Origin of the sequence: Candidatus Thiothrix putei, from assembly GCA_029972225.1 — a bacterium.
GTDB classification, from domain to species: Bacteria; Pseudomonadota; Gammaproteobacteria; order Thiotrichales; family Thiotrichaceae; genus Thiothrix; species Thiothrix putei.
Genome location: CP124756.1, coordinates 563497 through 589882, shown reverse-complemented (window position 1 = coordinate 589882; position 26386 = coordinate 563497). Strand labels below are relative to the sequence as shown.

Annotated in this window: 27 protein-coding genes; 12 read left to right on the top strand and 15 right to left on the bottom strand. The window is 52.1% G+C overall.

Annotated elements, in window-relative coordinates; translation table 11 throughout:
- The 4 genes from dcm to QJT81_03085 all read right to left on the bottom strand — a co-directional run bounded on the left by dcm (position 1) and on the right by QJT81_03085 (position 6502).
- Positions 1 to 1224, bottom strand: coding sequence for a DNA (cytosine-5-)-methyltransferase (gene dcm, locus QJT81_03100; protein WGZ94987.1), 1224 nt, complete (start codon positions 1222 to 1224; stop codon positions 1 to 3).
- Positions 1214 to 2170 (bottom strand): BsuBI/PstI family type II restriction endonuclease, encoded by a 957-nt coding sequence (locus QJT81_03095; protein ID WGZ94986.1) that lies wholly within the window; start codon positions 2168 to 2170, stop codon positions 1214 to 1216. Before QJT81_03095 ends, dcm begins: the two co-directional genes overlap by 11 nt.
- Positions 2167 to 3282, bottom strand: coding sequence for an Eco57I restriction-modification methylase domain-containing protein (locus QJT81_03090; protein ID WGZ94985.1), 1116 nt, complete (start codon positions 3280 to 3282; stop codon positions 2167 to 2169). Before QJT81_03090 ends, QJT81_03095 begins: the two co-directional genes overlap by 4 nt.
- 340 nt (positions 3283 to 3622) lie before the next feature.
- Complete coding sequence (locus QJT81_03085; protein ID WGZ94984.1) at positions 3623 to 6502, bottom strand: ribonucleoside-diphosphate reductase subunit alpha; 2880 nt, start codon at positions 6500 to 6502, stop codon at positions 3623 to 3625.
- Positions 6503 to 6815: 313 nt separating this feature from the next.
- Between QJT81_03085 and QJT81_03080 the strand changes: the two genes are divergently transcribed.
- From QJT81_03080 to QJT81_03035, 10 genes are all read left to right on the top strand, one after another.
- Positions 6816 to 7307 (top strand): hypothetical protein, encoded by a 492-nt coding sequence (locus QJT81_03080; GenBank protein WGZ94983.1) that lies wholly within the window; start codon positions 6816 to 6818, stop codon positions 7305 to 7307.
- Positions 7308 to 7310: 3 nt separating this feature from the next.
- Complete coding sequence (locus QJT81_03075; GenBank protein ID WGZ94982.1) at positions 7311 to 8138, top strand: DUF692 domain-containing protein; 828 nt, start codon at positions 7311 to 7313, stop codon at positions 8136 to 8138.
- Positions 8135 to 8875 carry a putative DNA-binding domain-containing protein gene (locus QJT81_03070; protein ID WGZ94981.1) on the top strand — a complete coding sequence of 247 codons (741 nt, stop codon included), beginning with the start codon at positions 8135 to 8137 and terminating at the stop codon, positions 8873 to 8875. Before QJT81_03075 ends, QJT81_03070 begins: the two co-directional genes overlap by 4 nt.
- Positions 8876 to 8913: 38 nt before the next feature.
- The gene (locus tag QJT81_03065; GenBank protein WGZ94980.1) at positions 8914 to 9171 is read left to right on the top strand and encodes a hypothetical protein; all 258 of its coding nucleotides are present in this window, start codon (positions 8914 to 8916) and stop codon (positions 9169 to 9171) included.
- A 106-nt stretch (positions 9172 to 9277) separates the two neighbouring features.
- Positions 9278 to 9511, top strand: coding sequence for a hypothetical protein (locus tag QJT81_03060; GenBank protein WGZ94979.1), 234 nt, complete (start codon positions 9278 to 9280; stop codon positions 9509 to 9511).
- Positions 9512 to 9515: 4 nt separating this feature from the next.
- A complete protein-coding gene (locus tag QJT81_03055) occupies positions 9516 to 10529 on the top strand; it encodes a helix-turn-helix domain-containing protein (protein WGZ94978.1) in 1014 nt (337 codons plus the stop codon).
- A gap of 240 nt (positions 10530 to 10769) precedes the next feature.
- Complete coding sequence (locus tag QJT81_03050) at positions 10770 to 11321, top strand: NAD-dependent epimerase/dehydratase family protein (GenBank protein ID WGZ94977.1); 552 nt, start codon at positions 10770 to 10772, stop codon at positions 11319 to 11321.
- Positions 11309 to 11848 carry a DUF2269 family protein gene (locus tag QJT81_03045; GenBank protein WGZ94976.1) on the top strand — a complete coding sequence of 180 codons (540 nt, stop codon included), beginning with the start codon at positions 11309 to 11311 and terminating at the stop codon, positions 11846 to 11848. The genes QJT81_03050 and QJT81_03045 overlap by 13 nt, the downstream gene beginning before the upstream one ends.
- Before the next feature lie 9 nt (positions 11849 to 11857).
- Positions 11858 to 12829, top strand: a complete 972-nt coding sequence (locus QJT81_03040) for an acyl-CoA desaturase (protein ID WGZ94975.1) — start codon at positions 11858 to 11860, stop codon at positions 12827 to 12829.
- 89 nt (positions 12830 to 12918) lie between these two features.
- Positions 12919 to 13068, top strand: a complete 150-nt coding sequence (locus QJT81_03035) for a DUF1016 N-terminal domain-containing protein (protein ID WGZ94974.1) — start codon at positions 12919 to 12921, stop codon at positions 13066 to 13068.
- Here QJT81_03035 and QJT81_03030 read toward each other — a convergent pair.
- Positions 13065 to 14273, bottom strand: coding sequence for an RNA-guided endonuclease TnpB family protein (locus tag QJT81_03030; GenBank protein ID WGZ94973.1), 1209 nt, complete (start codon positions 14271 to 14273; stop codon positions 13065 to 13067). The genes QJT81_03035 and QJT81_03030 overlap by 4 nt on opposite strands.
- A gap of 245 nt (positions 14274 to 14518) precedes the next feature.
- Between QJT81_03030 and QJT81_03025 the strand changes: the two genes are divergently transcribed.
- Positions 14519 to 15097 (top strand): PDDEXK nuclease domain-containing protein, encoded by a 579-nt coding sequence (locus QJT81_03025; GenBank protein WGZ94972.1) that lies wholly within the window; start codon positions 14519 to 14521, stop codon positions 15095 to 15097.
- Here the strand turns inward: QJT81_03025 and QJT81_03020 are convergent.
- The 3 genes from QJT81_03020 to QJT81_03010 all read right to left on the bottom strand — a co-directional run bounded on the left by QJT81_03020 (position 15084) and on the right by QJT81_03010 (position 17067).
- Positions 15084 to 15224 (bottom strand): hypothetical protein, encoded by a 141-nt coding sequence (locus QJT81_03020; GenBank protein WGZ94971.1) that lies wholly within the window; start codon positions 15222 to 15224, stop codon positions 15084 to 15086. The genes QJT81_03025 and QJT81_03020 overlap by 14 nt on opposite strands.
- A 163-nt stretch (positions 15225 to 15387) precedes the next feature.
- On the bottom strand, positions 15388 to 16713 hold the full coding sequence (locus QJT81_03015) for an ammonium transporter (GenBank protein ID WGZ94970.1): 1326 nt from the start codon (positions 16711 to 16713) through the stop codon (positions 15388 to 15390).
- 15 nt (positions 16714 to 16728) lie between these two features.
- Positions 16729 to 17067, bottom strand: a complete 339-nt coding sequence (locus QJT81_03010) for a P-II family nitrogen regulator (protein WGZ94969.1) — start codon at positions 17065 to 17067, stop codon at positions 16729 to 16731.
- 277 nt (positions 17068 to 17344) lie between these two features.
- Here QJT81_03010 and QJT81_03005 point away from each other — a divergent pair, with 277 nt between their 5' ends.
- Positions 17345 to 17608 (top strand): accessory factor UbiK family protein, encoded by a 264-nt coding sequence (locus tag QJT81_03005; GenBank protein ID WGZ94968.1) that lies wholly within the window; start codon positions 17345 to 17347, stop codon positions 17606 to 17608.
- 3 nt (positions 17609 to 17611) lie between these two features.
- On the opposite strand, the gene ureG is transcribed toward QJT81_03005, so the two are convergent.
- The 7 genes from ureG to QJT81_02970 all read right to left on the bottom strand — a co-directional run bounded on the left by ureG (position 17612) and on the right by QJT81_02970 (position 26314).
- Positions 17612 to 18220 carry an urease accessory protein UreG gene (gene ureG, locus QJT81_03000; protein ID WGZ94967.1) on the bottom strand — a complete coding sequence of 203 codons (609 nt, stop codon included), beginning with the start codon at positions 18218 to 18220 and terminating at the stop codon, positions 17612 to 17614.
- 122 nt (positions 18221 to 18342) lie between these two features.
- Entirely contained in the window at positions 18343 to 19041 is a 699-nt protein-coding gene (locus tag QJT81_02995) for an urease accessory protein UreF (protein ID WGZ94966.1), read from the bottom strand.
- Positions 19007 to 19495 (bottom strand): urease accessory protein UreE, encoded by a 489-nt coding sequence (ureE, locus tag QJT81_02990; GenBank protein WGZ94965.1) that lies wholly within the window; start codon positions 19493 to 19495, stop codon positions 19007 to 19009. Before ureE ends, QJT81_02995 begins: the two co-directional genes overlap by 35 nt.
- Positions 19496 to 19547: 52 nt before the next feature.
- Positions 19548 to 20270, bottom strand: a complete 723-nt coding sequence (locus tag QJT81_02985) for a SprT family zinc-dependent metalloprotease (GenBank protein ID WGZ94964.1) — start codon at positions 20268 to 20270, stop codon at positions 19548 to 19550.
- A gap of 4 nt (positions 20271 to 20274) precedes the next feature.
- Positions 20275 to 23748: a type I restriction endonuclease subunit R gene (locus QJT81_02980; GenBank protein WGZ94963.1), complete on the bottom strand. Its 3474-nt coding sequence runs from the start codon at positions 23746 to 23748 to the stop codon at positions 20275 to 20277.
- On the bottom strand, positions 23745 to 25616 hold the full coding sequence (locus QJT81_02975) for an ATP-binding protein (GenBank protein WGZ94962.1): 1872 nt from the start codon (positions 25614 to 25616) through the stop codon (positions 23745 to 23747). The genes QJT81_02980 and QJT81_02975 overlap by 4 nt, the downstream gene beginning before the upstream one ends.
- Before the next feature lie 2 nt (positions 25617 to 25618).
- Complete coding sequence (locus tag QJT81_02970) at positions 25619 to 26314, bottom strand: hypothetical protein (GenBank protein ID WGZ94961.1); 696 nt, start codon at positions 26312 to 26314, stop codon at positions 25619 to 25621.
- Positions 26315 to 26386: the final 72 nt, after the last annotated feature.

The window sequence follows — 26386 nt, the reverse complement described above, 5'->3', positions numbered from 1 at the left end:
TTATCCAACTGCCCTATAAGCCAACGGCATTGCTTGTTCAAAGGCTGGCTTTGCTTGCTGCAATGCTGTGTGCAAAGCCTTGCCGAATGTTTGGGACAAATGCACTGGCACTGCATTCCCGATCTGCCGCATTGCCTCACCCCATGCCCCTTCAATATAAAAAGCTGCCGGGAAAGTTTGCAGTAGCTTAGCTTCATGCACGGTGAAGTAACGCACCGAACCATCACGGTAACGCAGCATGTTTTCACCGCCCGGTACGCCATGCCCACCGGCCTTCAATGTTTTGGCAGGCAAATCATGATCACTGCCCGTATGCCCCGGATACACTCGTGCGCCATCACGGAAAATGTGATCAGGAATAGCATGATCAGAACGCGGGTCTGGCAAATGTCCCAACGCATCACGCACGGTTTGCCAAGGTTTCAGCGCAGGCGGGAACAAGCCATAACGGGTTTTGAGCGCATTCACTTGCTTTTGGATTGCTGCATTCGGCTGTTCACGTTGGTCGTGCGCCAAACCGTGTTTCTCCCAGTATTCGCCTGTCACAAATTTGTCCCACAACAAGCGACTATCGGAATGTGTAGGGGTGGGAAATATCCATTCCGCATCCAAATCAGCACGAATACCGACCATGAAAACCCGTTCGCGGCTTTGCGGCACACCGTAATCCTCCGCGTTGACAAGCTGATAAGCCACCTTGTATTTCAGCCCTTGATGGGTTTCGTACTTGAGCTTTCTGAGTAATTGCAGGTGTAACTGCCAATCCAATCCGAATTTTGGTTTATAGTCGGGAAAGGTCAGGCGCAGTACGATGTATTCAAAGTAATCAGCGAAGGATGAGCGCAACAAGCCTTTTACGTTCTCAAAAATAAACGCTTTGGGTTGCAGCTCGCGAATGGCGTTGATGGCATAGGAGAACATATCGCGATGATCCTGATCCGCCTGATGCTTGCCACCCAAGGAAAACGGCTGACATGGCGGGCCGCCTGCCACGATGTCCACGCCTTGCAAACCGTCATAGCTGAAATCACGAATGTCTCCTGCGAAAACTTTTTCTGAACCGAAATTAGTTTGCAGGGTGGCGCAAGCGTGTTTGTTGAACTCCACCAATTTGACGTGATGAAAACCGGCAAGCTTTAACCCTTTTGCCAATCCGCCCGCACCTGAGAACAGTTCTAGACTGAGGATACGGGTGTCCTTGCTTCGACTACAATTAGTTTTCATCAGCCGCATGATCATACGGCCCCAAAAACCGCACTCCGTTGAAGTGAATTAGGTGCGACGGTGCATCAGCTACCCACACCTCCGTTTCCCATGCAATCTCCCCCAAATAACGGCTCATTATGGAACGATTCGGAAAAGCCGTCACATAAACCAAGCCAGCCTGCGCACCTGCAAACAAGTGTTTCAGCTCAGCTTGCCGTTTGCCATCGACTGGTCCATGACTGGTCACAGATTCCACTAGCAACAGCCAGTTTTTCTCCACAAAATGCAGTACCACATCAGGCATTTTTCCATGCACACCGACACGAACCCCCAGTTGCACCAACAACGCCGCATCAAAATAGCCCCACTTATCCCCCGTATCTCCGGCATAAACCAGCACACTACCGGGCGCAAAGCGCGGGGCGAAATCTTCAATAATCGCCCGAATCAATTCGCTGTGTTCGCCAGGGCTAAGGGTAATGGTGGTATTGGTGGCAACTTGTACAGGAATGCGGCGGTGTTCCCTTTCCATTGCATATTTCGCGGCCAAGGTCTGGCGCAAAGCAAGGTATATGCTCAAATTATTCTGCCATTCACCCGCACCAAAACAGCGCAATAACGCCAGTGCTTCCGGCTCAATTTGGTAAACCGCTTTCGGACTATTCACTGGGCGATCTAACTTGTCGGGATTATAGAGTGCGAAACCTGCATCAACAAACTGATGCATAGTCTGGCGACGTACCGTTTCACGAGTATTCGGTGCGTACTCTTTTTGGTAGTGGGCGCGTATCCAATCCATCATGGGTGTGATTCCCATCAACGGATTTTCCGCTTGCGACCAAGATTTATTGGGTGAAAGGTTCAACAATGCCAGCAGGCATAGTGCAGATCGCTCGTTTTGCTGCGCCGGTGGCAACCCCAACAAAGCCAGAATTTGGCGAGCCTCTTCAACCAGCTTATTCATAATTCACCCAACTCGGCAACTTGCTCATCAATCACCCCTTGCGTCAATGCACCGCTGCACATCGCCCACTCTCCCAAAGCCATCAAAGCCTGACGACTGGGATACTTCATCACCCGAAGGTCAGTCGCATTCACTTGCGTATGTCCACTGGAACGCCGAAAACGTTCGTCTACCCAAGTAGTGTTCAGATAAACCGCTAAACCATAAGCCAATGCTTTCGGCAAACCTTGCTTAGCTTCATGGAAAACGTTCAGATGGTTCTCAAACCCCAGTTTTTCAGCGCCACCAAAAGCTTCAGGGTAAACCACGCTGGCCACAATCCGCCGCGCCTCTTCTTTGCTGGAAAATCGCCGCACCACGCAATAAAAACCACTGGGGTAAAGCCATTTTTCCGTCGCCACATTGCACTGAATGGCATTGGGTTTCTTACTCAACTTAGGCCATACAATCTGCTCACCAGTAAAATGGGTGGGGTAAAGTAACGGCACAGTGCCTACCTCTGGCGCATTCCTTAGGTACTCCTTCAAACGAAAATCAACCACCGGACCAGTTGATACCTGAATCGCTACTTCATCTAACGAATGCCGTAAAGCAGGCGGCATATCCTCCTCGTTATTCGCAGATGAAGTAGGCACATGAATAAAATATTCTGAATCATCCGTCCGCACGACCTGTGAAAAAGGGTGACGATGAGTCACCATATCTGCAAATCGACCATCGGTAGAATGGGTAATGGTCACATCACCTTGCACACTGCCACGTTCCAATACCACGATGACATTCTCTTGCAACACACCATCGCTTTTAAATGTTTTGCTACGCGAACCAAACAAATGGATATGCCGAATTGCTGCCTGTTTCAAGAGTAATTCCCGAAAAGGACGGTAATAAGGGCCATTGCAAAAACTACGGGGAATAAGCGCCACCACTTGCCCACCTTGAACCATCATCAGCAGCGTTAGGGCAACAAAGGCAGAATAAAGGTTAACCGTCTCAATCCCGACTTGACGCAATAAAGTACGGTGCAAAGAATCCGAACGGATTTTCTGGTAAGGTGGATTCAATAGCGCGTGCGTAAATTTCCCTGCTTGATTGAACTGCAGGCTATTCACTGCCCACTCAATAAAATCACCGCCATGTATTTCACCGCCCGATAAGGTTCTTCGCAATTCGTGATGGAGCGAATAGTCTAATTCACACGCAGTAATATGCAGCGAATCAAAACATAAATCTCCCTGCCTACATCGCCCAAGAAACGCCCCCGCCAATGAACCGATACCGGCACCGGGATCGAGCAAATGGCACTCCCCCCCAGATGCGGGCATGAACAGACCCGCCATAAATCGTGCAACATTGTCAGGTGTAAAAAACTGACCAAGCAGCAACTTACGCTGCTTTTCAGTTTGTATTGACACCCCCAATTGGGCTTGTTCAAGGGTTGCTAACATAGCGTTATTGGCAAGCCTCACACTCTGGATCAAGCAACGAACACGCCTTCGGTGCTTCCGACCCCACCGATACCAAGTTCGCCGCCCGCTTAATCCCCGCCACGCTATCCGCTGCCGAAGAATCATCCGAGCTGGTCTTTTCCGCGCCCGTCGCCCCCAAAGTGCGCAGGTAATAGGTGGTTTTCAGCCCGCGTACCCACGCCAGTTTGTAGAGATTATCCAGCTTCGTACCATTCGGCTCTTTCATGTACAGGTTGAGCGATTGCCCTTGGTCGATCCATTTCTGGCGGCGGCTGGCGGCTTCGACCAACCAACGTGCGTCGATTTCAAACGCGGTGGCATACTTGGCTTTGAGCGCGTCCGGCACGCGATCCAGCGGTTGCAGCGAGCCGTCGAAGTATTTGAGGTCGTTGATCATCACCTCATCCCACATACCGAGTGCTTTCAAATCCTGCACCAGATACGGGTTGATGACAGTAAATTCGCCCGACAAGTTGGATTTGACGAACAGGTTCTGGTAAGTCGGCTCGATGGACTGCGACACGCCGCAAATATTGGAAATGGTCGCGGTCGGCGCAATCGCCATCACGTTGGAATTGCGCATTCCTTGGGCTTTGACTTGGTTGCGCAATGCATCCCAATCCAGCGTTTGGGTGTGGTCAACGATGAAATATTCGCCGCGCTCTTCGCCCAGCAATTCCAGCGAGTCGATGGGCAGAATGCCTTTGCTCCACAGCGAGCCGTTATAGCTCGGATATTTGCCGCGCTCTGCCGCGAGGTTGCTGGAAGCACGAATCGCGAAATACGACACTGCTTCCATGCTTTGATCGGCGAATTCGACCGCTTCAGTGGTGGCGTAAGCGAGGTTCATTTTGTACAGCGCGTCTTGGAAACCCATGATCCCCATGCCGACCGGACGGTGGCGCAGGTTGGATTTCCGCGCTTGCGGCACGCTGTAGTAATTGTAGTCGATGACGTTATCCAGCATCCGCATCGCGGTGGTCACGGTGCGTTCGAGTTTTGCCACATCCAGCTTGCCGTCGTTGACGTGCGCGGTCAGGTTGACTGAACCAAGATTACACACCGCAATTTCGCTGTCATTGGTATGCAAGGTAATTTCAGTACACAGATTACTGGAATGCACTACACCCATGTGCTGATTGGTGTAGCGAACATTGCACGGGTCTTTGAACGTAATCCACGGATGCCCGGTTTCAAAGATCATCCCCAACATTTTGCGCCATAACTGCACCGCTGGTACTTTGCGGAATAATTTCATTTCGCCGCGTGCTGCTTTGGCTTCGTATTCGGCATAACGCGCTTCAAACGCTTTACCAGTCAAATCATGTAAATCAGGCGCATCGTCGGGGGAAAACAGCGTCCATTCGGCTTCTGCTGCCACGCGCTTCATGAACAGATCAGGAATCCAGTTCGCGGTGTTCATATCGTGGGTACGGCGGCGTTCGTCGCCCGTGTTTTTGCGCAGTTCGAGGAAGTCTTCGATGTCGATATGCCAAGTTTCGAGATAGGCACAGACTGCGCCGCGCCGTTTTCCACCCTGATTGACCGCTACTGCCGTATCATTCGCCACCTTCAAAAACGGCACAACGCCTTGCGACTTGCCATTCGTGCCTTTGATATGCGCCCCCATGCCGCGCACCCGTGACCAGTCATTGCCCAAGCCACCCGCGTATTTCGACAGCAACGCATTGTCTTTAATCGCGTCATAAATCCCTTCCAAATGGTCAGGCACGGTGGTCAAGTAGCAAGACGACAACTGCGGACGCAATGTCCCAGAATTAAACAGCGTCGGCGTGCTGCTCATGAAATCAAAGCTGGACAGCAGGTTGTAAAACTCAATCGCCCGGTCTTCGCGCTCAACTTCGTTAATTGCCAAGCCCATTGCCACGCGCATGAAAAACACCTGCGGCAACTCAAAACGTACCCCGTCGTGATGCAGGAAATAGCGGTCATACAGCGTTTGCAAACCGAGGTAAGTGAACTGCAAATCGCGTTCTGGCTTAAGCGCCGCGCCCAATTTCGCCAGATCGTAACGCCCTAAATCATTCGCCAAACGCTCGACCTTTACCCCGATCTGAATGGTTTTTTTCAAAACTTCGGCATAAAGCTCAACCATTTCGTGCTGGGTGGCTTCGGTGTGTTGGCCTTCGAGGAAACTCAAGGCTTCGCGGCGCAAACTATCCATCAACATCCGTGCAGCGGCTTGCGAATAGTTGGGTTCGCGGTCAATCATGACGCGGGTGCTGATAATCAACGCGGTGGCGACTTCTTTTTCGGAAATGCCGTCATACAAATTGCGCATGGTCGCAGACATCACCTGCTCTGCGCTGACACCTTCCAAGCCGTCCACCGCTTCCGCCACGATTTTGCGTAAACGATCTTCGTCCAGCGGTTTCAGGTCGCCGGAAGCCATTTTGACGTGGATGACACTCTCAGATTTTTTGCCTTTTTTCTTGCTCTTGGCATCTTTTTCGGCACGCAACCGGGCGCGTTCCGCACGGTATAGCACGTAACTACGCGCAACCTTGTGTTCGCCTGCACGCATTAACGCCAGTTCCACCTGATCCTGAATGTCTTCGATATGCACCATGCCGCCTTCCGGGGTACGGCGTAGCAAAGCGTCCACGACTTGCACAGTTAGCTTGCCCACCGTGTCGTGGATACGGGCAGAGCCAGAAGCATTGCTGCCTTCCACATCCAAAAATGCTTTGGTCATGGCGACCTGTATTTTGCTGCCATCGAAATCCGTCACTTGCCCGTTACGGCGGATCACTTTACACGTTGCCAACGGCTTGGCGGACGCAGTAAACAGGGCGGATGGTGGGTTGGCGGGTTGCCGTTCTGATGCGTTGACGGATTGCATTTTTGTTCCTCATGAGGCCCGGATGGCTTGACAATACCGAGAATTATTGGTTAACCACTAACAGTGGATTTCTTCTAGAGAAATACTATAGGATGTGTTTCTGCTAACGGTCAAGCACAACATCTTGTCAAAAACCTGTGAGCAGCCTGTGGATAACTGAGCTAAATCCAGTACCGGTACGGACTTAATCCTCCCAACCTGACACCATAAATTTTTTCAAAGTCGCATCCAGTTTCGCGGTTTTTGCGTACAATGCACTGAATCAGTTTGACTGATTGCAAAATAACCCATTTATTTCTAGGAGAGCACTAGCATGAAAACAACGACATCCCTGAAACTCGCTTTAGGCACAACCTTCGCAGCCGCACTGACCTTGGGCGCAACCACAGCAACGGCTGAAAATCCATTCGCAGCCAGCACCCTCAGCAGCGGTTACATGCAGCTTGCTGAAAACAAAGCAGGCGGTGAAATGAAATGCGGCGCAGGCATGTGCGGCGCAAACATGAAAAAAGACGCGGAAGGCAAATGCGGTGGTGCAAAAACCGACGATTGCCCTTCCGATGCTGACAAAGATGGCAAAGTCACCAAAGAAGAATTCATGACGCATCACGAAAAGATGTTCACTGAAGCCGATGCCAACAAAGATGGCTCTTTGGATGCGGATGAGCGCAAAGCCCTGCACAGCAAAATGAGCGAAGGCAAATGCGGTGGTAAAGAAGGTAAGTGCGGCGGTGCAAAAGCCGACGATGCCGCAGCAAAACCAGCCACTGAAGCTGCACCTGCTGCAACCGAAGAAAAGAAGTAAACCATGCACAGCCCTAACTTACGTGGGGCAGGCTTAGGTTTCCGGCGCGATCATCTGGTCGCGCTGGAACAGCAAGTCCCCGACTGCATTGATTTCTTTGAAATCGCCCCTGAAAACTGGATCGGCACTGACCCCAGCAGCGCCAAACGCCTCCGCGCTTTCACCGAACGTTTTCCGTTTGTGTGTCACGGCTTATCGCTCTCCCTCGGCGGCTTAACCCCGCTGAATACCGACTTGCTCGGCAACATCAAACGCTTCATGCAGGAACACCGTGTTCCGCTCTACACCGAACATTTGTCCTGGTGTTCCGATCATGGGCAATTATACGACTTGCTGCCCATTCCGTTTACCGAGGATGCCCTCAAACACACCGTCGCCCGCATCCGCCAAGCGCAAGACCTCTTGGGGCAACAAATCGGCATTGAAAACGCCTCGTTCTACTTACAAGCACCGATCAGCGAAATGGACGAAGCCACCTTCATCAACGCCGTGCTCACCGAAGCCGATTGCCTGCTGCATTTGGATGTGAACAATGTCTACGTCAACAGCGTCAACCACGCTTACGACCCGTATGAATTCTTACGCAAACTGCCCAAAGAGCGCGTGGTCTACATCCATACCGCTGGGCATTACCAACAAGAACCGAATCTATTGATCGACACCCACGGCGCACCCGTGATTGACCCTGTATGGGCATTGCTGGATTTCACTTACACGGAGTTCGGGGTATTCCCCACCTTATTAGAGCGTGATTACAACATTCCACCCTTGCAAGAACTCGTCCCCGAAGTGCAACACATTGCCAGCCTGCAACGGAAATACACCGCATGAACGCCACCGAAGCCTACCAACGCGCTTTTGCGGCGCACTTGCGTAACCCCGACATTAACCTGCCACCTGCCGGAGTCGATCCCGAACGCGCTGGGGTTTATGTGGAATTGCTCTTCAACAATGTGGAAGATTTCCTCAGTAATTGCTTCCCGGTGTTACGCAGCATTCTGGAGGATGCAGCGTGGAATGCGCTCGTGCGCCAGTTTTATGCCGAACACGCTTGCACCACGCCGTATTTCCGCGAAATCCCCGCCGAATTCGTGCAATGGCTCACTTCGACTGCGCTCAGTGACCGTCCGCCGTTTCTGCTGGAACTCGCGCATTATGAGTGGGTGGAAATCCCGCTGATGTTGGCTGACAGCAGCATCGACTGGGCGCAGATTGACCCTAACGGCGATTTGCTGGACGGCATTCCGGTGCTGAATCCCGTGCTATTGCTGCAAAGCTACCAATACCCCGTGCATCGCATCAGCATAGATTGCCAACCTGAAGCACCTGAACCAACGCATTTACTGCTACTCAAAAATGCCGAACAGAAAGTGGATTTCATCGTATTAAACGCCGTTACCGCCCGTTTGGTGCAACTGCTACAGGAAGGATGCAGCGGACGTGGCGCACTTCAGCAAATTGCTGAAGAAATTCAACACCCTGACCCCGCACAATTATTGACATTTGGTTTACAATTGCTGACCCAGTTCAAACAGCAATACCTGATACTGGGAATTGCCATTAAATAAATGGCTTATTTTACAAACCCTTGGAGGAGTTACTTTCTATGCAAACCCCTAAATTTAACCTTGCTCTGTCGGTTGGCACTATCCTGTTGGCGGGTTCTACCCTGAGCGCTTGCAGCAGCAACCCGTTCTCTGCTGAAAAAGCGGCTGAACCGGCCAAAACCGAAGCGGCAAAACCGGCTGACGGCAAATGCGGTGCGAAACAAGACGGCAAATGTGGCGCAATGAAAGACGGTAAGTGCGGCGCGAAACAAGACGGCAAATGTGGCGCTGCCAAAACTGACGCAAAGGCAAAGTAATCCTGCCATTTGTCAGCCATAATCGCCGCTATTCGTAGATTCTATGTTTATCGGCGTTGGGGATGTGCTATCTAAGTAGCACATCCCTGATTAAAGGCATTCACTCATGCACACCCCCTTCATCTCCTTGAACTTTTTGCTGCTGACCAGCCTCCTAAGCGCTTGCACCGAAACGCTGCCCGTTAAAGAATCAACACCAGAACCCGCCAAAGTAGCGGAAGCCAAAAGCATTCAAGACATTGCCAAAGAGGCGATGACCTCCAAAGGCAAACTCAGCCAGGAACAAGTCAGCGCCCTGATCCGCGCTAACGCCGCCTGTCGCCCCAACGATAAGTACTGATCCTATGCAGACACTCGCTCTCCTACTCATCGGCTTTTCGGTCTTCAGCGCCGTGCTGCTGGCTTTTACACATTTTCGTTGCCATCGCTACACGGGGCAGGCAACTGCGCAAATCATGGGCATGATCCTGCTCGTTACCCTTGCGGGTTTGCAACTGGCGCATTTCGTGTGGCTGCAAGATGACACAGATGTCATCCACAGCCCTTACTATCAAGTGCTGCTGTTCACGGTTGCCCCCGCGTTTTACCTGTTCAGCAAGCCCTTATTACAAGCGCAAACCGACACCTTGCCGCGTGAATTGCTGCATTTATTGCCGATACTCATCGCCCCGCTCCTGCCCTTCGCATGGGCATTACCGCTGGCGTTTGCGCTAGGTGCAGGGTATTTGGCGTGGTTAGCACGCAGCCTTTATGCGTTGCGCGAACAACGTAGCCGCTTCTCTTTAGAATTCGGCATACTCAGCGTCGTCTTCGCTACCGCGCTTGTCGTCTTAGTCTTCGGTATCGCCTTGCCCTTGTTGTCAGAAAAATACTTTTTCATGGCGTATGCGAGTGCGATTGGTCTGGCATTCCTGTTGGTGAACGTGGCTCTGAGCATTGCCCCGCAACTGCCTACCGAGGTCGCGGAAGTCGCCCGCGAAACCTATGCGGTTTCCACCCTGACGAATATTGATACGGAAACTATGCTGGCAGAAGTGGAAGGCTTGATGCAGGAACACGAGCTGTTCCGCCAACCTGATCTCGATCTGCCGACGCTGGCGGAACGTGTCGGGCTTTCCAGCCACCAATTGTCCGAATTGATCAATACGCGCTTGGGCAAGAGCTTCTCCCGCTACGTGCGCGAATTTCGGGTAGAGGCAGCGGAAGATATGTTGCTGGAAGAGCCATCGGCATCGGTGCTGTCGGTGGGCATGAGCGTGGGCTTTACGTCGCAATCGAATTTTTACGAAGCCTTCCGCGAAATCACCGGCATGACACCGGGGCAATACCGCAAAATACAGAATGCTGTTCCAGAATGATCTTTCCGTAACAGAATTCTGCTCCTGATCTATCAAACCGGAAGCCTGCTGATTGGCTTCCGTTCTATGCTGGCTCCACTTAATCAACACTTGGAGCATCAATGGACAACATCCTTCTTTTCGGCATCGAAGTCGCCCTCAGCGCAGGCATGTCTCGCTCGTTGCGGCATTGGCGGGGATGTTGTTGGGCATGATGGTTGTTGGGCAAAAAGTGTTTACACCCAGCGTGGCGAAAGCGTCATGAATATCCTGCTCACGGGGGCAAGCGGCTTCATCGGCGGGCATTTGTTACCCGCACTGCGGGCGGCGGGGCATCAAGTAACGCCTGTCGCACGTCGCTACGGCTTTAATTTCAACCAAATGCAAGCCATCAGCGATTGGTTGCCGCATTTACACGGCGTGGATGCAGTGATCAATAGCGTCGGGATTATTGCTGAAACCCGTGGGCAAACCTTTGCAGTCTTGCATCATCGCGCTCCCGCCGCGCTGTTTCAGGCATTGCAAGTAACACCCGCGCAACGCACGCTGGATGTGGTCGGCGCTTACCCACTGGCATTTGTGGATTGGCTGCAAACGCTGCGGTTGGAACAAGGGCGCAAAGCCGCGTTGACGCTGCCGATACCTTTTGGCTTGATGATGGCAGTCGCACAGGCGGGGCAGTTCGTGATTCCCCTGTTACACCCCGATAATTTGCGGATGTTGCAGCAAGGCAATACCGCCGATGTACAACCGTTAGCGGCGTTTCTGGGGCGGATGCCGTTGAGTGTGGAGGAGGGTTTATGTTGTATCTGAGCCTGAAATACTTGCACATTTTGAGCATGGTGCTGTTGTTTGGCACGGGCTTGGGCAGTGCGTTTTATAAGTGGATGGCGGATCGCAGTGGCAATCTGGCGCACATCGCGGTGGTGAATCGCCATGTGGTGCTCGCGGATTGGAGTTTTACCACGCCAACGGTGATTTTCAGTACACAACGTTGGAAACGCACGCTTAGCTTCCCCGATGGCAAGGTGATTTTCTTCAAAAGTCATTGGGTGTATGCGGGTGGCAATGAGGTGATTGAGTATGTCAGCCCGTTCATGGGCTTGCGGATGGCAGTGTCGGTGGTGGAGGGCAAGCTGCATTACAGCGGGCGGCATTTGGTGCTGAAGCTGGGGCGTGTGCTGATCCCGATTCCCGAATGGCTGGTGTTGGGGCATACCACGATTGTGGAAACGGCGTTGGATGCGGGCGGGTTTGCGATGGATTTTCGGCTGACGCACCCATGGTTTGGGGAGGTATTTCGGTATACCGGAAAATTTATCACCACAACAAACTACTGAGGTATCGGCATGAACGCATCGACAGAATTATCTCGCATTTTCCTACATGACGCTCGCACTAACCCTGTCGCAGGCGACGTGCGCTGGTCGCCTATCAAATCCTTATGGGTATTCACTCATGCACTATTGGCGGTTATCGGTGGCGCAATGACTTTATCGCTGGATGCCGTAGCCATCTTTGTCATCATCACCGCGACTACATTATGCTTGGGGCATTCGTTGGGGATGCATCGCCGCTTAATTCACAACAGCTACGAATGCCCGCGATGGCTGGAGTACAGCTTTGTTCACCTTGGTGTATTGGTAGGTTTGGCGGGGCCATTCGGCATGGTACACACCCATGACTTACGCGATTGGGCGCAACGCCAAGCAGCCTGCCACCCTTACTTACGCCACGGCTCAACATTCTGGAAGGATGCGTGGTGGCAATTGCATTGTGATTTGCACCTGGAACACCCACCCAGTTTCCGCCCTGAGCAACGCATTGCCCACGATCCCATCCTGCATTTCATGGAACAAACGTGGATGTTGCAACAATTACCACTCGCCCTACTACTGTTTTTCGTGGGTGGTCTGCCTTGGGTCATTTGGGGAATTTCTGTGCGCGTGATAGTGTCCGTAACGGGGCATTGGCTAGTCGGTTATTTCGCTCACAACAGCGGCGAAATGGATAACGAGGTGCTGAATGCAGCGGTACAAGGGCATAACGTCAAGTGGGCTGCGTGCATAACAATGGGTGAATCATGGCACAATAATCACCACGCTTACCCTGGTTCGGCACTATTGGGACTTTATGCCAATCAGGCTGACCCCGGCTGGCGCGTGTTAAATGCTTTACATAACATGGGTTTAGTGTGGAACATTGTGCTGCCCAAAGACTTGCCACACCGCGCCAACTTACGCCCACTAACACCGAGGGCAACGCAGGGAACGGGTGATAAACACCTTACTGATTGTGCGATCTTGAAGGCGTTATCGTAAGGTGTTAACAGTATGAAACAGATAGACCGTCACATCACCATCTCCAATACATGCGGGCATTTTATCTGGCTTACCCAATTTCGCACTCAGTGAGTGCACAATTGACGTGGACACATTACCGCCACCTGTTACGGGTTGAAAATCCCGCTGCCCGTGACTGGTACGCCAACGAAGCCATTACCCAAGGCTGGAGTACTCGCGCCGTTATTTCAAACCTACCCAAATCTACCTATAGCTAACTAAAAGTAGTCATGGTGTTGAATTCCTGCTTCACGGGGGCTGGTTTCGTCTTCGGCTTGCGCCCAAGACCAGAGCCTTCCCCTCCACAGGCAGACACCGTGTAACTCACGGCGTATTCTTCTAAATTCTTGGCGGCATTTATGTCACGGTCATGGACTGCACCGCAAACGGGGCAAGTCCATTCACGTACCGACAGTGGCAGCTTCTCCACTTTATGCTCACAGCCAGCAACAGAACAGGTTTTGCTGGAGGCAAAAAACCGATCAGCCACCACGACCACCGCACCGCGCATTCCCGCCTTGTATTCCAGTTGCCGCCGGAACTCGAAAAACCCCATATCACTGATGGCACGGGATAAATGACGGTTTTTCACCATGCCCGACACGTTCAAATCTTCAATGCCGATGGTGTGAAAACGGCGGGTTAAATCCGTAGTGAGTTGGTGCAAACTGTCTTGGCGAATGTTGGCAATACGTGCGTGAAGTGTTGCCAGTTTTTGTTTTGCCTTGTGGCGGTTGGCACTGCTTTTGACCTTGCGGGACAGGCTGCGCGAGAGCCGTTTTAGGCGGGAAAGCAAGGCTTTATGCGGCTTCGCCCCAACCACTTTTTCCCCCGTTGATAGGGTTGCCAGTGCAGATACGCCCAAATCCACCCCTACCGTGCCTTGGTTTTTGGCAGGCGGGAGGTGGTTTGAGGTGGTGTCCACGGTGATGCTGGCGAACCACTGATCAGCGGTGCGGGAAATCGTGGCAGAGAGAATTTTACCGGAAAAGCGTAACGTTTCCCGCATCCGTACTAACCCAAGGTTGGGAATGCGGATGCGGCAACCGTCAAGGCTGAACTGGTCGTTAGTGAGGGTGAAACTGTCGCGGCTTTTACCTTTCTTTTTGAATTGCGGGTACTTGGCTCGTCCCGCAAAGAAGTTTTTGAAGGCTACGCCGAGTTGGATAATTGCCATTTGCGGGGCGTTTTTGGTGACTTCCAGCATCCAGGGGAATTGTTCGCGTTTGATGGCGTTCAATTGGCGGCGCAAGCCCATTTGGTTGGGTTTTGGCTGGGTGTTATCGTCTTTCCATGCGGCGTATTGGGTTTGCCATTCTGCCAACGCCCAGTTGTAGGCGAACCGTGCTGTGCCTGCGGCTTTCGCCAAGTACGTCGCTTGCTTATGGTTGGGGTCAAGGCGGATTTTGTGGCTGATGATCATGGCAAACAGAATGCAGCGCGGTGTGATAGTTGTCTAGTCATCCGTGCTTTTGCTGCTATCTTTTACGGATAAACGGCACTACGCTTTTATAAACCTAACCAAAATGATAAAGTTTTAATAGATTTAGATAGATTTTATTGTAACTGTTTCAAACCCTTGACCGCCAAATCAGCACTTTATTTTACGAGCGCTTACTGTCCAGCGGCGATGCTCACAAGGCAGGGGTTGCCGCTGAAGCCCGACAATTGATTGCCGAACAAGCACCACCCGATCCGCGTGATTTCATCCGTGACCCTTACGTGCTGGAATTTCTGCAAGCCAAGGTGGATGCGGGTTTGTACGAGAAAGATTTGGAACAAGGTTTGATCAACCAGCTCCAACAATTCCTGATGGAACTCGGCAAAGGCTTCGCCTTCGTCGCACGGCAAAAACACCTGCGGGTCGAAGGCGAAGAGTTCTTCGTCGACTTAGTGTTCTACAACTACCTGCTGAAATGCTTTGTGCTAATTGACCTCAAGATCGGCAAGCTGACGCATCAGGATGTCGGGCAAATGGATATGTACGTGCGTGCGTTCGAGGAGCAATACCGGGGCGAAGGCGATAACCCGACGCTGGGTTTGCTGCTGTGTTCCGAGCGTAATCAAGCCGTTGCCAAATATTCACAACTCGCCGATAACCCGCACTTGTTTGCCAGCAAATACAGCCTGTACCTGCCGACCGAAGAGGAATTGCGGCTGGAGCTGGAGCGTGATCGCAGTTTGCTTGAGAGCGCATTGGCGGAACGACGAGCGGTTTATCGAATGCCATCGACTACTGGTGTTTAGCCTCACAGGCATGTTTGTCTTCGGTACGTTGGTAGCTTCTTTTTGCGCTTATGGTAGCATCGACGGCTACTCGGTTGAGGACATCGTACAACATTTGCAGCGGTTTGACGCTTTTCCGTAAAATCATGGTTAACACCTGAGCAAAAGGGAGGCTACGGTGGCGGCATTTGAAAAACGCATCGTGGGCGTTGGCAGTGGAGTTAGAGGGGGTTTCTTCCGCACAAAAAAAGGCGGGAGTATTAATCCCGCCGCAAATCGACTCGAAGAATAGTCAGTTGAACATTAAATCATTACATGGAATAAGCGCGTTCCCCGTGGGAAGCAGTATCCAAACCTTGGCGTTCTTCTTCTTCCGATACCCGCAGCCCCATGGTCATGTCGATCAATTTGAACAACACAAAGCTCACGATACCAGACCAAACGACGGTTAATAAAACACCTGATGCTTGGGTAATGACTTGCCCACCCATTGAGTAGTCGTCTACACCGACACCGCCTAAAGCTGGGGAAACAAAGATACCCGTACCAATCGCACCAATGATACCGCCCAGACCGTGGATACCGAAAACGTCCAAGCTATCATCGTAGCCCAGCATTTTCTTCAGGCCAGTCACGCCCCACAAGCACAATGCACCGGCGATAGCACCCAGTACGATAGCGCCCATCGGCCCCACCAAACCCGCAGCCGGTGTTACCGCAACCAAGCCTGCGACAACACCAGAAGCCACACCTAACATGGATGGCTTGCCGCGCAATAACCACTCAGTCAACATCCACGCCATACCGCCAGCCGCTGTCGCCAAAATGGTGTTAATGAAAGCCAAACCAGCGCCGCCATTCGCTTCCAGATTAGAACCAGCGTTGAAACCGAACCAACCGACCCACAGCAACGATGCACCGATCATGGTCATTGGCAGATTGTGTGGTTGCATCGGGTCACGCCCAAAACCAACCCGCTTACCCAGTACAATGGCCCCCACCAGTGCTGCGATACCCGCATTGATGTGTACGACTGTACCACCCGCGAAGTCTAAATCACCGGCTTCAAACAAGTAACCGCCCGTTGCCCACACCATGTGCGTGATTGGCAGGTAAGAGAAGGTGAACCACAATGCGCCGAAGATCATCAGGGCAGAAAATTTCACCCGTTCAGCCAAACCGCCCACAATCAGTGCCACGGTAATTGCCGCAAACGTCAACTGGAAGGACACGAATATCAATTCAGGAATGACCACGCCATCCGTGAAGGTAGCCGCAGTGCTATCAGCGGTAATGCCCGCCAAGAACAGTTTAGAGAAATCCCCAATCATCCAGTTCAAGCTGCCGCCATCGCCGAATGCCAGTGAATAACCGTAAATCGCCCACAATAGCGAAATCATGCAGAAAATAGCCATCACCTGCGTCAACACAGACAACATGTTTTTAGCGCGAACCAAACCGCCGTAGAACAGTGCCATACCCGGTACAATCATCAGAATAACCAGCAAAGTGGACAGCATCATCCACGCGGTATCCCCTTTATCCGGCACAGGAGCCGCAGCCACTTCGTCAGCCATTGCCACACCGGAAATACCCAGTACGGCTGCCAGCATCATTAAACCAAGACGAATATTCATGGAATTCCCCCTTCCTTACAGTGCATCTGTACCGCTTTCGCCGGTGCGAATGCGGATAACTTGTTCTACTGAGGTGACAAAAATCTTGCCATCACCGATTTTGCCCGTATTCGCAGACTTAGTGATCGCTTCAATCACCTGATCCACTTGCGACTCGGCGACGGCGGCTTCAAGCTTGATTTTTGGTAGGAAATCCACCACGTATTCTGCGCCACGGTACAATTCGGTGTGACCTTTCTGACGCCCAAAACCTTTTACTTCAGTGACTGTGATACCTTTAACGCCAATATCCCCCAACGCATCGCGCACGTCGTCGAGTTTGAAGGGCTTAATAATGGCTGTAACCATTTTCATAGAACTAACTCCTTGCTAGTTAGGGATGCCAAATTTAATTGCTTAACGCCAAGCATGGTGCAATTGACGTGCCAATCACTCAGAAGCCGCATGACCACAAGGCACAGCTAGTAATTGTTTAAAAAAACACCATTTAGTCGACTTATCCCCTTTTCGGAGCGTGCATCAGCACCATAATAGTGCATTGGTCGGTATTAATGCACTAAGCCCACCACATAACCGCACTGTCACCGAATTTGCTACAATCCGGGCATCCACTTAGTTTAAGGAACACATCATGCAAAGCTTTGGCAACCTCGACGATCTGGCAAAGAAACTCTCAGCCCTGCTGCCCGAACCGGTACGTCACATGCAGGAAGACGTGGAAAAAAACATGCGCGGCCTGCTCGAAGGCGGCCTGCAAAAGATGAACCTGGTCACGCGGGAAGAATTCGATATTCAGAGCGCGGTACTGCTGCGTACCCGTGAAAAGCTGGAAGCGTTGGAAAAGCGGCTTGCTGAACTCGAAGCCCAGCAAAGCCAAGTACAAGCGAGCGCGTAAGCCTTACGCCCGCAGCATCCCCTTGTGGACGATGAAATCAATGATCGTCTGCAAGCCCAACTTTTCCTTCAAGTTGGTAAACACAAACGGACGTTCACCGCGCATCCGTTTGCTGTCGCTCTCCATCACTTCCAGCGACGCCCCTACGTAAGGTGCAAGGTCGATCTTGTTGATCACCAGCAAGTCGGAACGGGTAATCCCGGGGCCACCTTTGCGCGGAATCTTTTCGCCTTCCGCCACGTCAATCACGTAAATGGTTAAATCCGCGAGTTCAGGGCTAAAGGTTGCTGACAGATTATCACCACCACTTTCGATGAAAATCAGGTCAAGATCGGGGAAGCGGATTTGCAGATCTTCCACCGCAGCCAGATTCATGGACGCATCTTCGCGGATGGCAGTATGCGGACACCCGCCGGTTTCCACGCCGACAATGCGTTCCACGGGCAGGGCTTCGCTACGCATCAGAAATTGCGCATCTTCCTGCGTGTAAATGTCATTGGTCACAACGGCGATGTCGTAAGTGTCGCGCATGGCTTTGCACAGCGCATCCAGCAGCGCGGTTTTGCCGGAACCGACCGGACCGCCGACACCGACTCTCAATGGATTGGACATAGTTACTTTCTCCTTTGTTGAAGAAACCCCTCCCCAACCCTCCCCTTATCAGGGAAGGGAGTAAGAAAGATGCGCCGCCTTCTTGTTCCTCCCCTGATAAGGGGAGGTTAGGAGGGGTTTCTTCACGATCTAAACAAACGGGTGTATTGGGTTTCATGGCGACTGCTGGCAATGGCTAACGCGGGTGACGACGCGCCAATGTCGTCATCCGCTATTTGCAAACCTTGCGCCACCACTTCCGGCAGCAACGCCATCATTTCATGCAGGATTTTTTGCCCCTGAGTTTGCCCCAGCGGGATGATTTTCACCGCTGACAGCACCAGATTTTCCAGCCAGCTCCACACGTAGCCGTAAGCTGTTTGTTGCAGCGGGATTTGCCAATGCACCGCAGCGAGTGCGAAAGCAGCAGATTGGCTTTGTGCCAGCAGCGGTTTCCAGCGGGCAGCATTGGGGATTTCCAGCGCAATCAGCAAATCAGTCAGCGCCCGCCCGCGATTCTTTTCTTCCAGCAATAATTCGCTGGTTTCGCGACTGGCATTGAGGGTGTGAATCCAGTATTCCAACGTTTCCACATCAGCGCGTTCCACCGCGTGATACAGGCGTTGCAATACCGGAATATCCAGATGTGTCATGCCGCTGTGCAACTGGCTTGCCAACCAGTTTTGCAAATCGGTGGGGGTAGCAATCCAGCCGCATTCCACCGCCCATTCGATCCCCTGCGAATAGGTAAACGAACCAATCGGCAAGGTCGGGCTGACCAGATGCAGCAGGCGCAGCAGCGCGAGGTCAGTGATCATGGGAATGCGCGTGATCATGGTCATGATGATGTCCGTGCGAATGCCCGCCGCCATACGCGCCCGCTTCCGGCTCGAATGGCGCTTGTTCCACCACCACATGCAAGCCTAAACCGTGCAGCATATCGTCCAGCACATGGTCGTGTTGGTAACGGATCATGCCCGGCATGATTTGCACGGGCACATGACGGTTGCCGAGGTGGTAACAGGCACGTGCCAGCAACCACGGGTCGGCGCAAGTCAGGGTGGACACGGTTTCGGGCGCGGCTTGGATGCGGATGAGTGCACCGCTGGCACCTTGCAGGACATCGCCGTGTTGCAGGCTGGAACCGCGTGGCAGGAATAAGCCTGCATCACTGCCATCGTCGAGGGTGACGCGCTGGCGGCTGATAATGCGGCGTTCGTGCGGCAGGGTCAGCGACAGGTGCGGCTGACGGGGCGGTACGCTGCTTTTATCAAGAATACGTTCAATTTTTAGCATTACTTAACCTAGATAGAGGAAATATAACGTTTGCACATTCACAGAGCAGTTTTCATGCCAACACATAATACCCCGCCCTTGCATCCAGTCGAGCTTTCACCTCTTCCCAACTGGGCATCACCTGAGACAGCAAACGGTAAAAGCGTTCGCTGTGATTATGTTCAGCAAGATGACACAACTCATGCAGAATCACGTAGTCAATGCACTCGCGTGGGGCTTTAACCAGATGCGGGTTCAGCGTCAGCCTGCCCTGGGGTGAACAACTGCCCCATTGGGTGTGCATGGTGAGGATGCGTAACGGTGGACGTTCAGCCACCCAAAGAGCCTGTTCCAGCATGGCATCCAGTCGTTTGGCAAACACTTCTTTTGCGCGTACTTTGTACCAATCGCCCAGAAGCTGCTCCACTTTCGCTATACTCTTCTGACGTAGCGTCACTTCCAGTTTGCCGCGTAACAGTTTTACCTGCGACGTGGCATTGGGGTCTTCCAGCACTTTCAGCAAGTATTGTTTGCCCAAGTAATAATGGCTTTCGCCGCTGATGTATTGCCGTGGGGTAACGTAGGCGGATTGTTGGCGAAAATCGCACAGTTGTTGGTAAATCCAGCGACCGCGCTTTTTCACCGCTGCCAGCACTTCGCTATCGTCCGCTTGGGCTGGGGCGGCAACTTCGATCCGGCAATCAGGGTGAACCTTGATCAACACACGCTGGATGCCCTCGCTACGCGGCAAGCGCTCAAACGTAATCTGTTCATCGCCATAGCTAAACTGAAGCATCTCCTTACACCCCACTCAAACCCACGCGCACAATCTGCACTACCCGCTCGACCATTGCCTTAGCCTGATCCATGCCACCACCAATCGCTTTGCATTCCTTGAACAGCAGCGGCAGCAGTTTTTTGCGGATGTCGGCTTCGATATTTCGCGGATTGATGGAATGTTCGGCGACGGATTGTTCCACATGCGCATCCAGTGCGAAGGCCAGTTGCACCCATTGCTCTTGCGTGGCTTGATCAACATCCGTGAATACTTCCGGCAAAGTTTGTTTGAACACGCCGAAATACGCCTGCGCGTGGTGATTGCCTGCAAACACATTCGGCATATCCGGCACGCGCCGCTGTTGCACTTGCTCGGCGAAATCGTGGAACAGCAGATATTGTTTGAGCGGATGGTCGAACAGTTTTTCTGCGTCGGCAATGGCTTGGCGTAGCAGTTTGGAAAAGGCTTCTTGTGCGTAAGGGTCATCGCGCAAATCCTGCTCGATCATGCGCGTCACGCGGGTTTTGATAATGTCGGTTTCGTTGCGGGTCTTGTCTGCGCTCCAGTCTTCGGGTGCTTGCTTTTGCCCCAGTTTGTTCACTTCGTAAACGCCATCGGCATCTTTGATGTCAACGCCGACTACGTGCTTGTCCAGCAGCTTTTTCACCTGTGCGGCGTACTGGTCGTAATTGACGGTTTCGCCTGCGTCCTGTTTTGCCAATTGGCGCAGGCTGGAAAATTGCTTGAGGGTTTCTTTGTAATGGCGGCGGTCAGTATCGCTAAAACTGGTATCGGCAAAGAAGGTGGCAGATTGCAGCGCGACTTTCAGGCAACTGGCAAAGGCGGTCAGGGCTTCGTAGAAGTCTTCGCGCACTTTCAGGTTGGCATCGACTAATTCCTGCGAAGAGTTGACCCCACCCCAACCCTCCCCTTGCCAGGGGAGGGAGCAAGAATCCCGCGCCATGTTCTTATCTCCTCCCCCTGGCAAAGGGGAGGCCGGGAGGGGGTCTCCCCCAACATAAACCATTTTTGGCACTAACACCTGCCTTAATTGCTCAATGTCGTGCTTATTTTTAACCCCAGCAAAAATCGCCCACAAGGTTTTGTAAAGTTGTGGCAAGCGTTTGTATTCGGTACTCATCTGACTGTACAAACCCGCAATATCATTGATGTCGTAACCACCTTGGGTACGCGCTGCCAAATCCTGATATTTTTGGAGGGTGGTATCCAGTTCCGCCAGAATGCCGCGATAGTCGATCAGCAAGCCGAACTTTTTCAGCGGGTGCAAGCGGTTCACTCGCGCAATCGCTTGAATCAGGTTGTGTTGCTTTAAAGGCTTGTCGATATACAGCACGGTATTTTTCGGCTCGTCGAAACCTGTCAGCAGCTTGTCCACCACAATCAGCAGCTTCAGGGCATCGTCTTTGTCGAAACGCTCGATAATGGCTTTGGTATAGGCTTGTTCGTCGGCTGAACCGATATTGTCTTTCCACCATTTAGTCACGGCGGGCAAGGCGGCTTCATCCACATCGGTATTGCCTTCGCGGGTATCGGGCGGACTCATGACCACGGCGGATTCAAACAATCCGGCTTCGTCGAGGTATTGTTTGTACTTGATGGCGGAGGCTTTGCTGTCGCAAGCGAGTTGCCCTTTCAAGCCGTCGTCGATGTTTTTCACAAAGTGGTTGGCAATGTCGAGCGCAATCAGGCGGATGCGGTCATCCACGCTGTAGATTTCGCCTTTGCGGGCAAACTTGCGTTTCAGGTCGGTTTTTTGTTCAGCGGTCAAGCCTTCGGTAATACGCTCGAACCAGCTATCAATGGCGCGTTCGTTGACATCCAGATCGGGAATGCGCTCTTCGTACAACAAGGGCGTAACGGTCTGGTCATCCACGGCGCGTTGCATGGTGTAGGCGTGAATGATCTTGCCGAATTTGCCTTCGGTCTTGTCGTCTTTCAGCAAGGGTGTGCCAGTAAACGCCACAAACGCGGCTTTGGGTAATGCCTGTTTCATGCGGATGTGGTTTTCGCCGCCTTGGCTGCGGTGGCCTTCGTCGATCAGCACAATAATATTGGGGCTGGGGTTGCGGCATTCGGGGAGTTTGGTGGCACTGTTAAACTTCTGGATGAGGGAAAACATAATGCGTTCCGTGCCTTTGCCAATCTGTTCGGCAAGGCGTTTGCCAGAGGTTGCCATTGCCGCTTCTTTGTCTTTTTTGCTGGCTAACTCGCCGCCGGAAGTGAAGGTTTTACTGAGTTGGCTTTCCAAATCCACCCGGTCGGTGACAACCAGAATGCGGCAGTGCTTGAGGGAATCGTGCAGGATCAGGGCTTTGCTTAAGAATACCATTGTGAAGGATTTGCCTGAGCCGGTGGTGTGCCAGATAACGCCGCCGCGTGAAGAGACCCCACCCCAACCCTCCCCTTGCCAGGGGAGGGAGCAAGAATCCCGCACCATGTTCTTATCTCCTCCCCCTGGCAAGGGGGAGGCCGGGAGGGGGTCTATCCCCGTCAATCGCTCAATCAGCCGTTTAATCGCAAACACTTGCTGATAACGCGCAACAATCTTGCCAACCTTTTTGTCGAATAGGGTGTAAAACCGCACCATTTCCAATAAGCGTTGCGGTTGTAACAGGCTAATCAGCAGATGATCTTGACCTGTCACTGCCAATTCAGCGGCACTCCAAGCCTGATACCATGCCCAATCTTGGGCAGTGCGGTGGGCAAACAGGATTTCGGTTTGCAGCGCGGTCAGTGGGCGGTTTTTGATGGCGTGCATTTCCGCAGGGCTGATGTCTTCCTCGCGCCATGCTGACCAGAATTTGGTTGGGGTGGCACAGGTTGCGTAACGACCTTCTGCACCATTGATGGAGAGCAATAATTGGCTGTAGGCGAACAGGTGCGGGATTTCGTCGGGGCGTTGGTTGCGCAGGCTTTGCGAAATGCCTTCGTCGATGGTCGGGGCTTTTTTCGTGTGACCATTGGGGCGTTTGGCTTCGATGACTACCAACGGGATGCCGTTGACGAAACACACGATGTCCGGGCGGCGCGTATCGACACCACCCGCGCGGGTAATGCTGAATTCTTCGGTAAAGCTGAAATGGTTGTTGGCGGGGTTGTGCCAGTCGATCAGGGCAATGGTCGGGTTGGCTTTTTTGCCGTCGACAAATTCGGTGATGGAAATGCCGTACAGCAGGTGGTTGTAGAGCTTTTCATTAGCAGACAGCAAACCTTCGTTGAGGGCAGGGCTGCACACTTCGGCAATCAGGTTATCCAGCGCGTGGCTCGACAGGGCGTATTCACGCCCTGCGAAGGTGAAACGGCGTTTTTGCAATTCGCTACGCAAGATGTCGCGCAACACTACCTGATCGTAATGACCGTGGCGGGCAATGACTGCCTGTTGCGGGGAGAGGAATGACCAACCCAGTTGGCTTAACAGTGCCAAGGCTGGGAGTTTGGCACTGTATTCTTCCTGGAATTTGGGCATGGGATTCATAATAAAATCCCTTGTTTGCGCAACCAGACACGACCTGCATCTGTGGTGACATACGCTTGTTCAGGATGATTCACTACGTCTGGATAGGTGTATTGCAACAGACCTTCCTCTTCGCGCAGCGGGTTCAAATGCTGGGATTTCAACGCAGTGACTCGCCGGTCTAGTAGTTCCGCTAATTTTTCGGCTTTATAGGAGCGAATGGCACATAACCAAAGAATCAATGGGCGTAGTTTTTCTTTGCGTGGCTTAGGGGTAAGCTCATGAATAGCGAGCAGGAGTTCCTGTGGTAACTCATTTGCATTTGTGCGGGGGTCACTCGTATTTGTACTGAGGTCACTCGCATTTGAGTCGAGGTCACTCGTATCTACAGTGGATAACTCGTAGTAAGTGGATGAACCTGCACCACCTTGTGTGAGTAACTGGCGTTGGTGATTCAACTTTCTCAGTACTTGGCTGGCTGACAAGGTATCTAGCCCGGTCACGGCGCGTAAGCTTGCGTTGTCTACAACACCTGTTTCCTTCGCTAAAATCAGGGCTTTGGCTTCATTGTCAGACAATGCCAAGTATTTGAATTGTTGTAACCAAACCAGTTGCTCTTCGCCAAGCAATTGATGTAACAGATAAATGGCTGAAAACTGGTTAGTCAAGGTGTCACTCGTAAACACAGGTGCGCTTAAGCCTGCTTGCTCCAGCAAGCGCCGCATGGTGCGGATGCCTGAGCCTTTGGTTTCGGCAAAATCCAGATCGTACAAGACGGCGGCTAGGATCGGGTTACGCAGTTTAGACCCCATTTCCCCCAACACGACCTCTGGCTTGAGCGAATAACCTGCATTACGAATTTCCAGCCGATTACTGTAGCGCACCACCAAAGTGGGTTGATTGACTTGGTAATCGCGATGCATCACTGCATTGATGATGGCTTCACGTACCACTTTTTGTGGTAGCAATGGCTGATCCGAACGTTGCGTGTCGCCTTCTTTCAAACGGAAGTGGCGGGGCATATCGTCCAAAATGGTCGCTTCCAATTTTGGAATCAAGCGCAATAAGGGTTCTCGAAGATCAAAAGTGGTCATGAAACGTTGTTCAGGGTCTTCTACCCACTGCGTTCCTTGTATGCGCACGTAATCCACACGCACAGCGGGTAACAAACGGCGCAATGCTAATGGTTTAGCCAGCAACAACAGCCCTGCAACATTGGGGACATAAACACCGTTTTGGCGTTTAACCAGATTCAACGCACGTAGCATTTCTGGATCATCAACTTGCAACTCTTCCGCATGAGGGCGAACTTTTCTGCGTAAAGTGCGATACAACGCGATAGCCGCAGGGTCAAGATCATCCCATTCCGCATCCGATGGAATAATCTGCTCAAAACTCATGCCACTCTTAGCCAGTAATAACGGCTCTAGTTCTTGTTGGCTGCATTCGTAATCACCGTTCAGGCCACGCCGCCACACGCCTGTTTTCCGTTTGTTTTTGCTATCAAATTTACCTTTGAAAACACACGGTTTGGCAGCGGGTTCTAATTCTGGAACAAAGACAATCAAAACGCGCTGACCTTCCAATGTGGCTGGCGTCCCCTTGATGGGGATCGGTTGTTCAAATTGTTCACGGCAATTGTTTTGCAACTGGTTTAATAACTTATCGCTGTCAGCAACGCCTACCACCTGAAATGTGGCGTGAGTTTCATCAGGTTCAGCCACGCCCAAGAGTAGATAACCACCGCCTAAACCTAGCTCGTTTGCAAAGGCGCACACGGTCTGCATGACAGAAGCACCGATTTCGCTAGCGCGTTTGGCTTCAATGCGCGGGTGTTCATCTAGTTCGCGTAGCTGTTCCAGTAACTGTTCGGGGGTGAATTCTTCCACGATTATATAACCTCGAAACTGCGACGGTGTAGGTCAGCAAAATGTTGCTTGATACCCGCCGCCTGTTCTGGTGTGAAACCGCAAAATTGCTGTAACCAGAACAACAGCATTTGCTCATCTGGCTGGGTATAGTCCCTGCTTTGCTTGGTTTTACGCAATAGACGGTTGATGTAACTGCTGAAATGCAGCATTTCACGGTCGTTATCCGGCACGTACCCGCTGGCATTCACGGTTTCGGTGAACTGCGAAACCACATCGTTGATATGAGCTTGTACGCTGCGGTCGGAACGTTGGCACAAGAAAATATCGGCAGTTTGTGCCATGAATTCGTTAATGAACATGGCAAACTGCTCTTCCTCCAATACGCCAGATTGCAACGCAAACCCGAATAGTTGATCCAGTAGGCGGGGTTTGAAGCGGTCAATGAACGCATCAGGATTGCCTTTGGGCATGGCGGTGAGGATGACGCTGAAACGGGTATTGACCTCCATCGCTATCAGGCAGTGTTTGCGCTTGACTGTGATGGCGTGTAGTACCCACTGGAAAGCTAGCGTCGGCTTGCCTTCGTCATTTTGCAGGTATTGACCATCTGCGGCGATGTCTTTGTTGGGTGGCGTGTGTACAAACGATTGTTTCACGCCTTTGCGGGTGACGGTGAAAAACTCGGTGGCTGCTTTGGTGCAGTTAAAAATTAGCATGGTAGTCGTTCCTGTGCTTTCATCATCTATCATCCCCTTGTCATCAGAAAAATATTACCGTTAGTAATACAG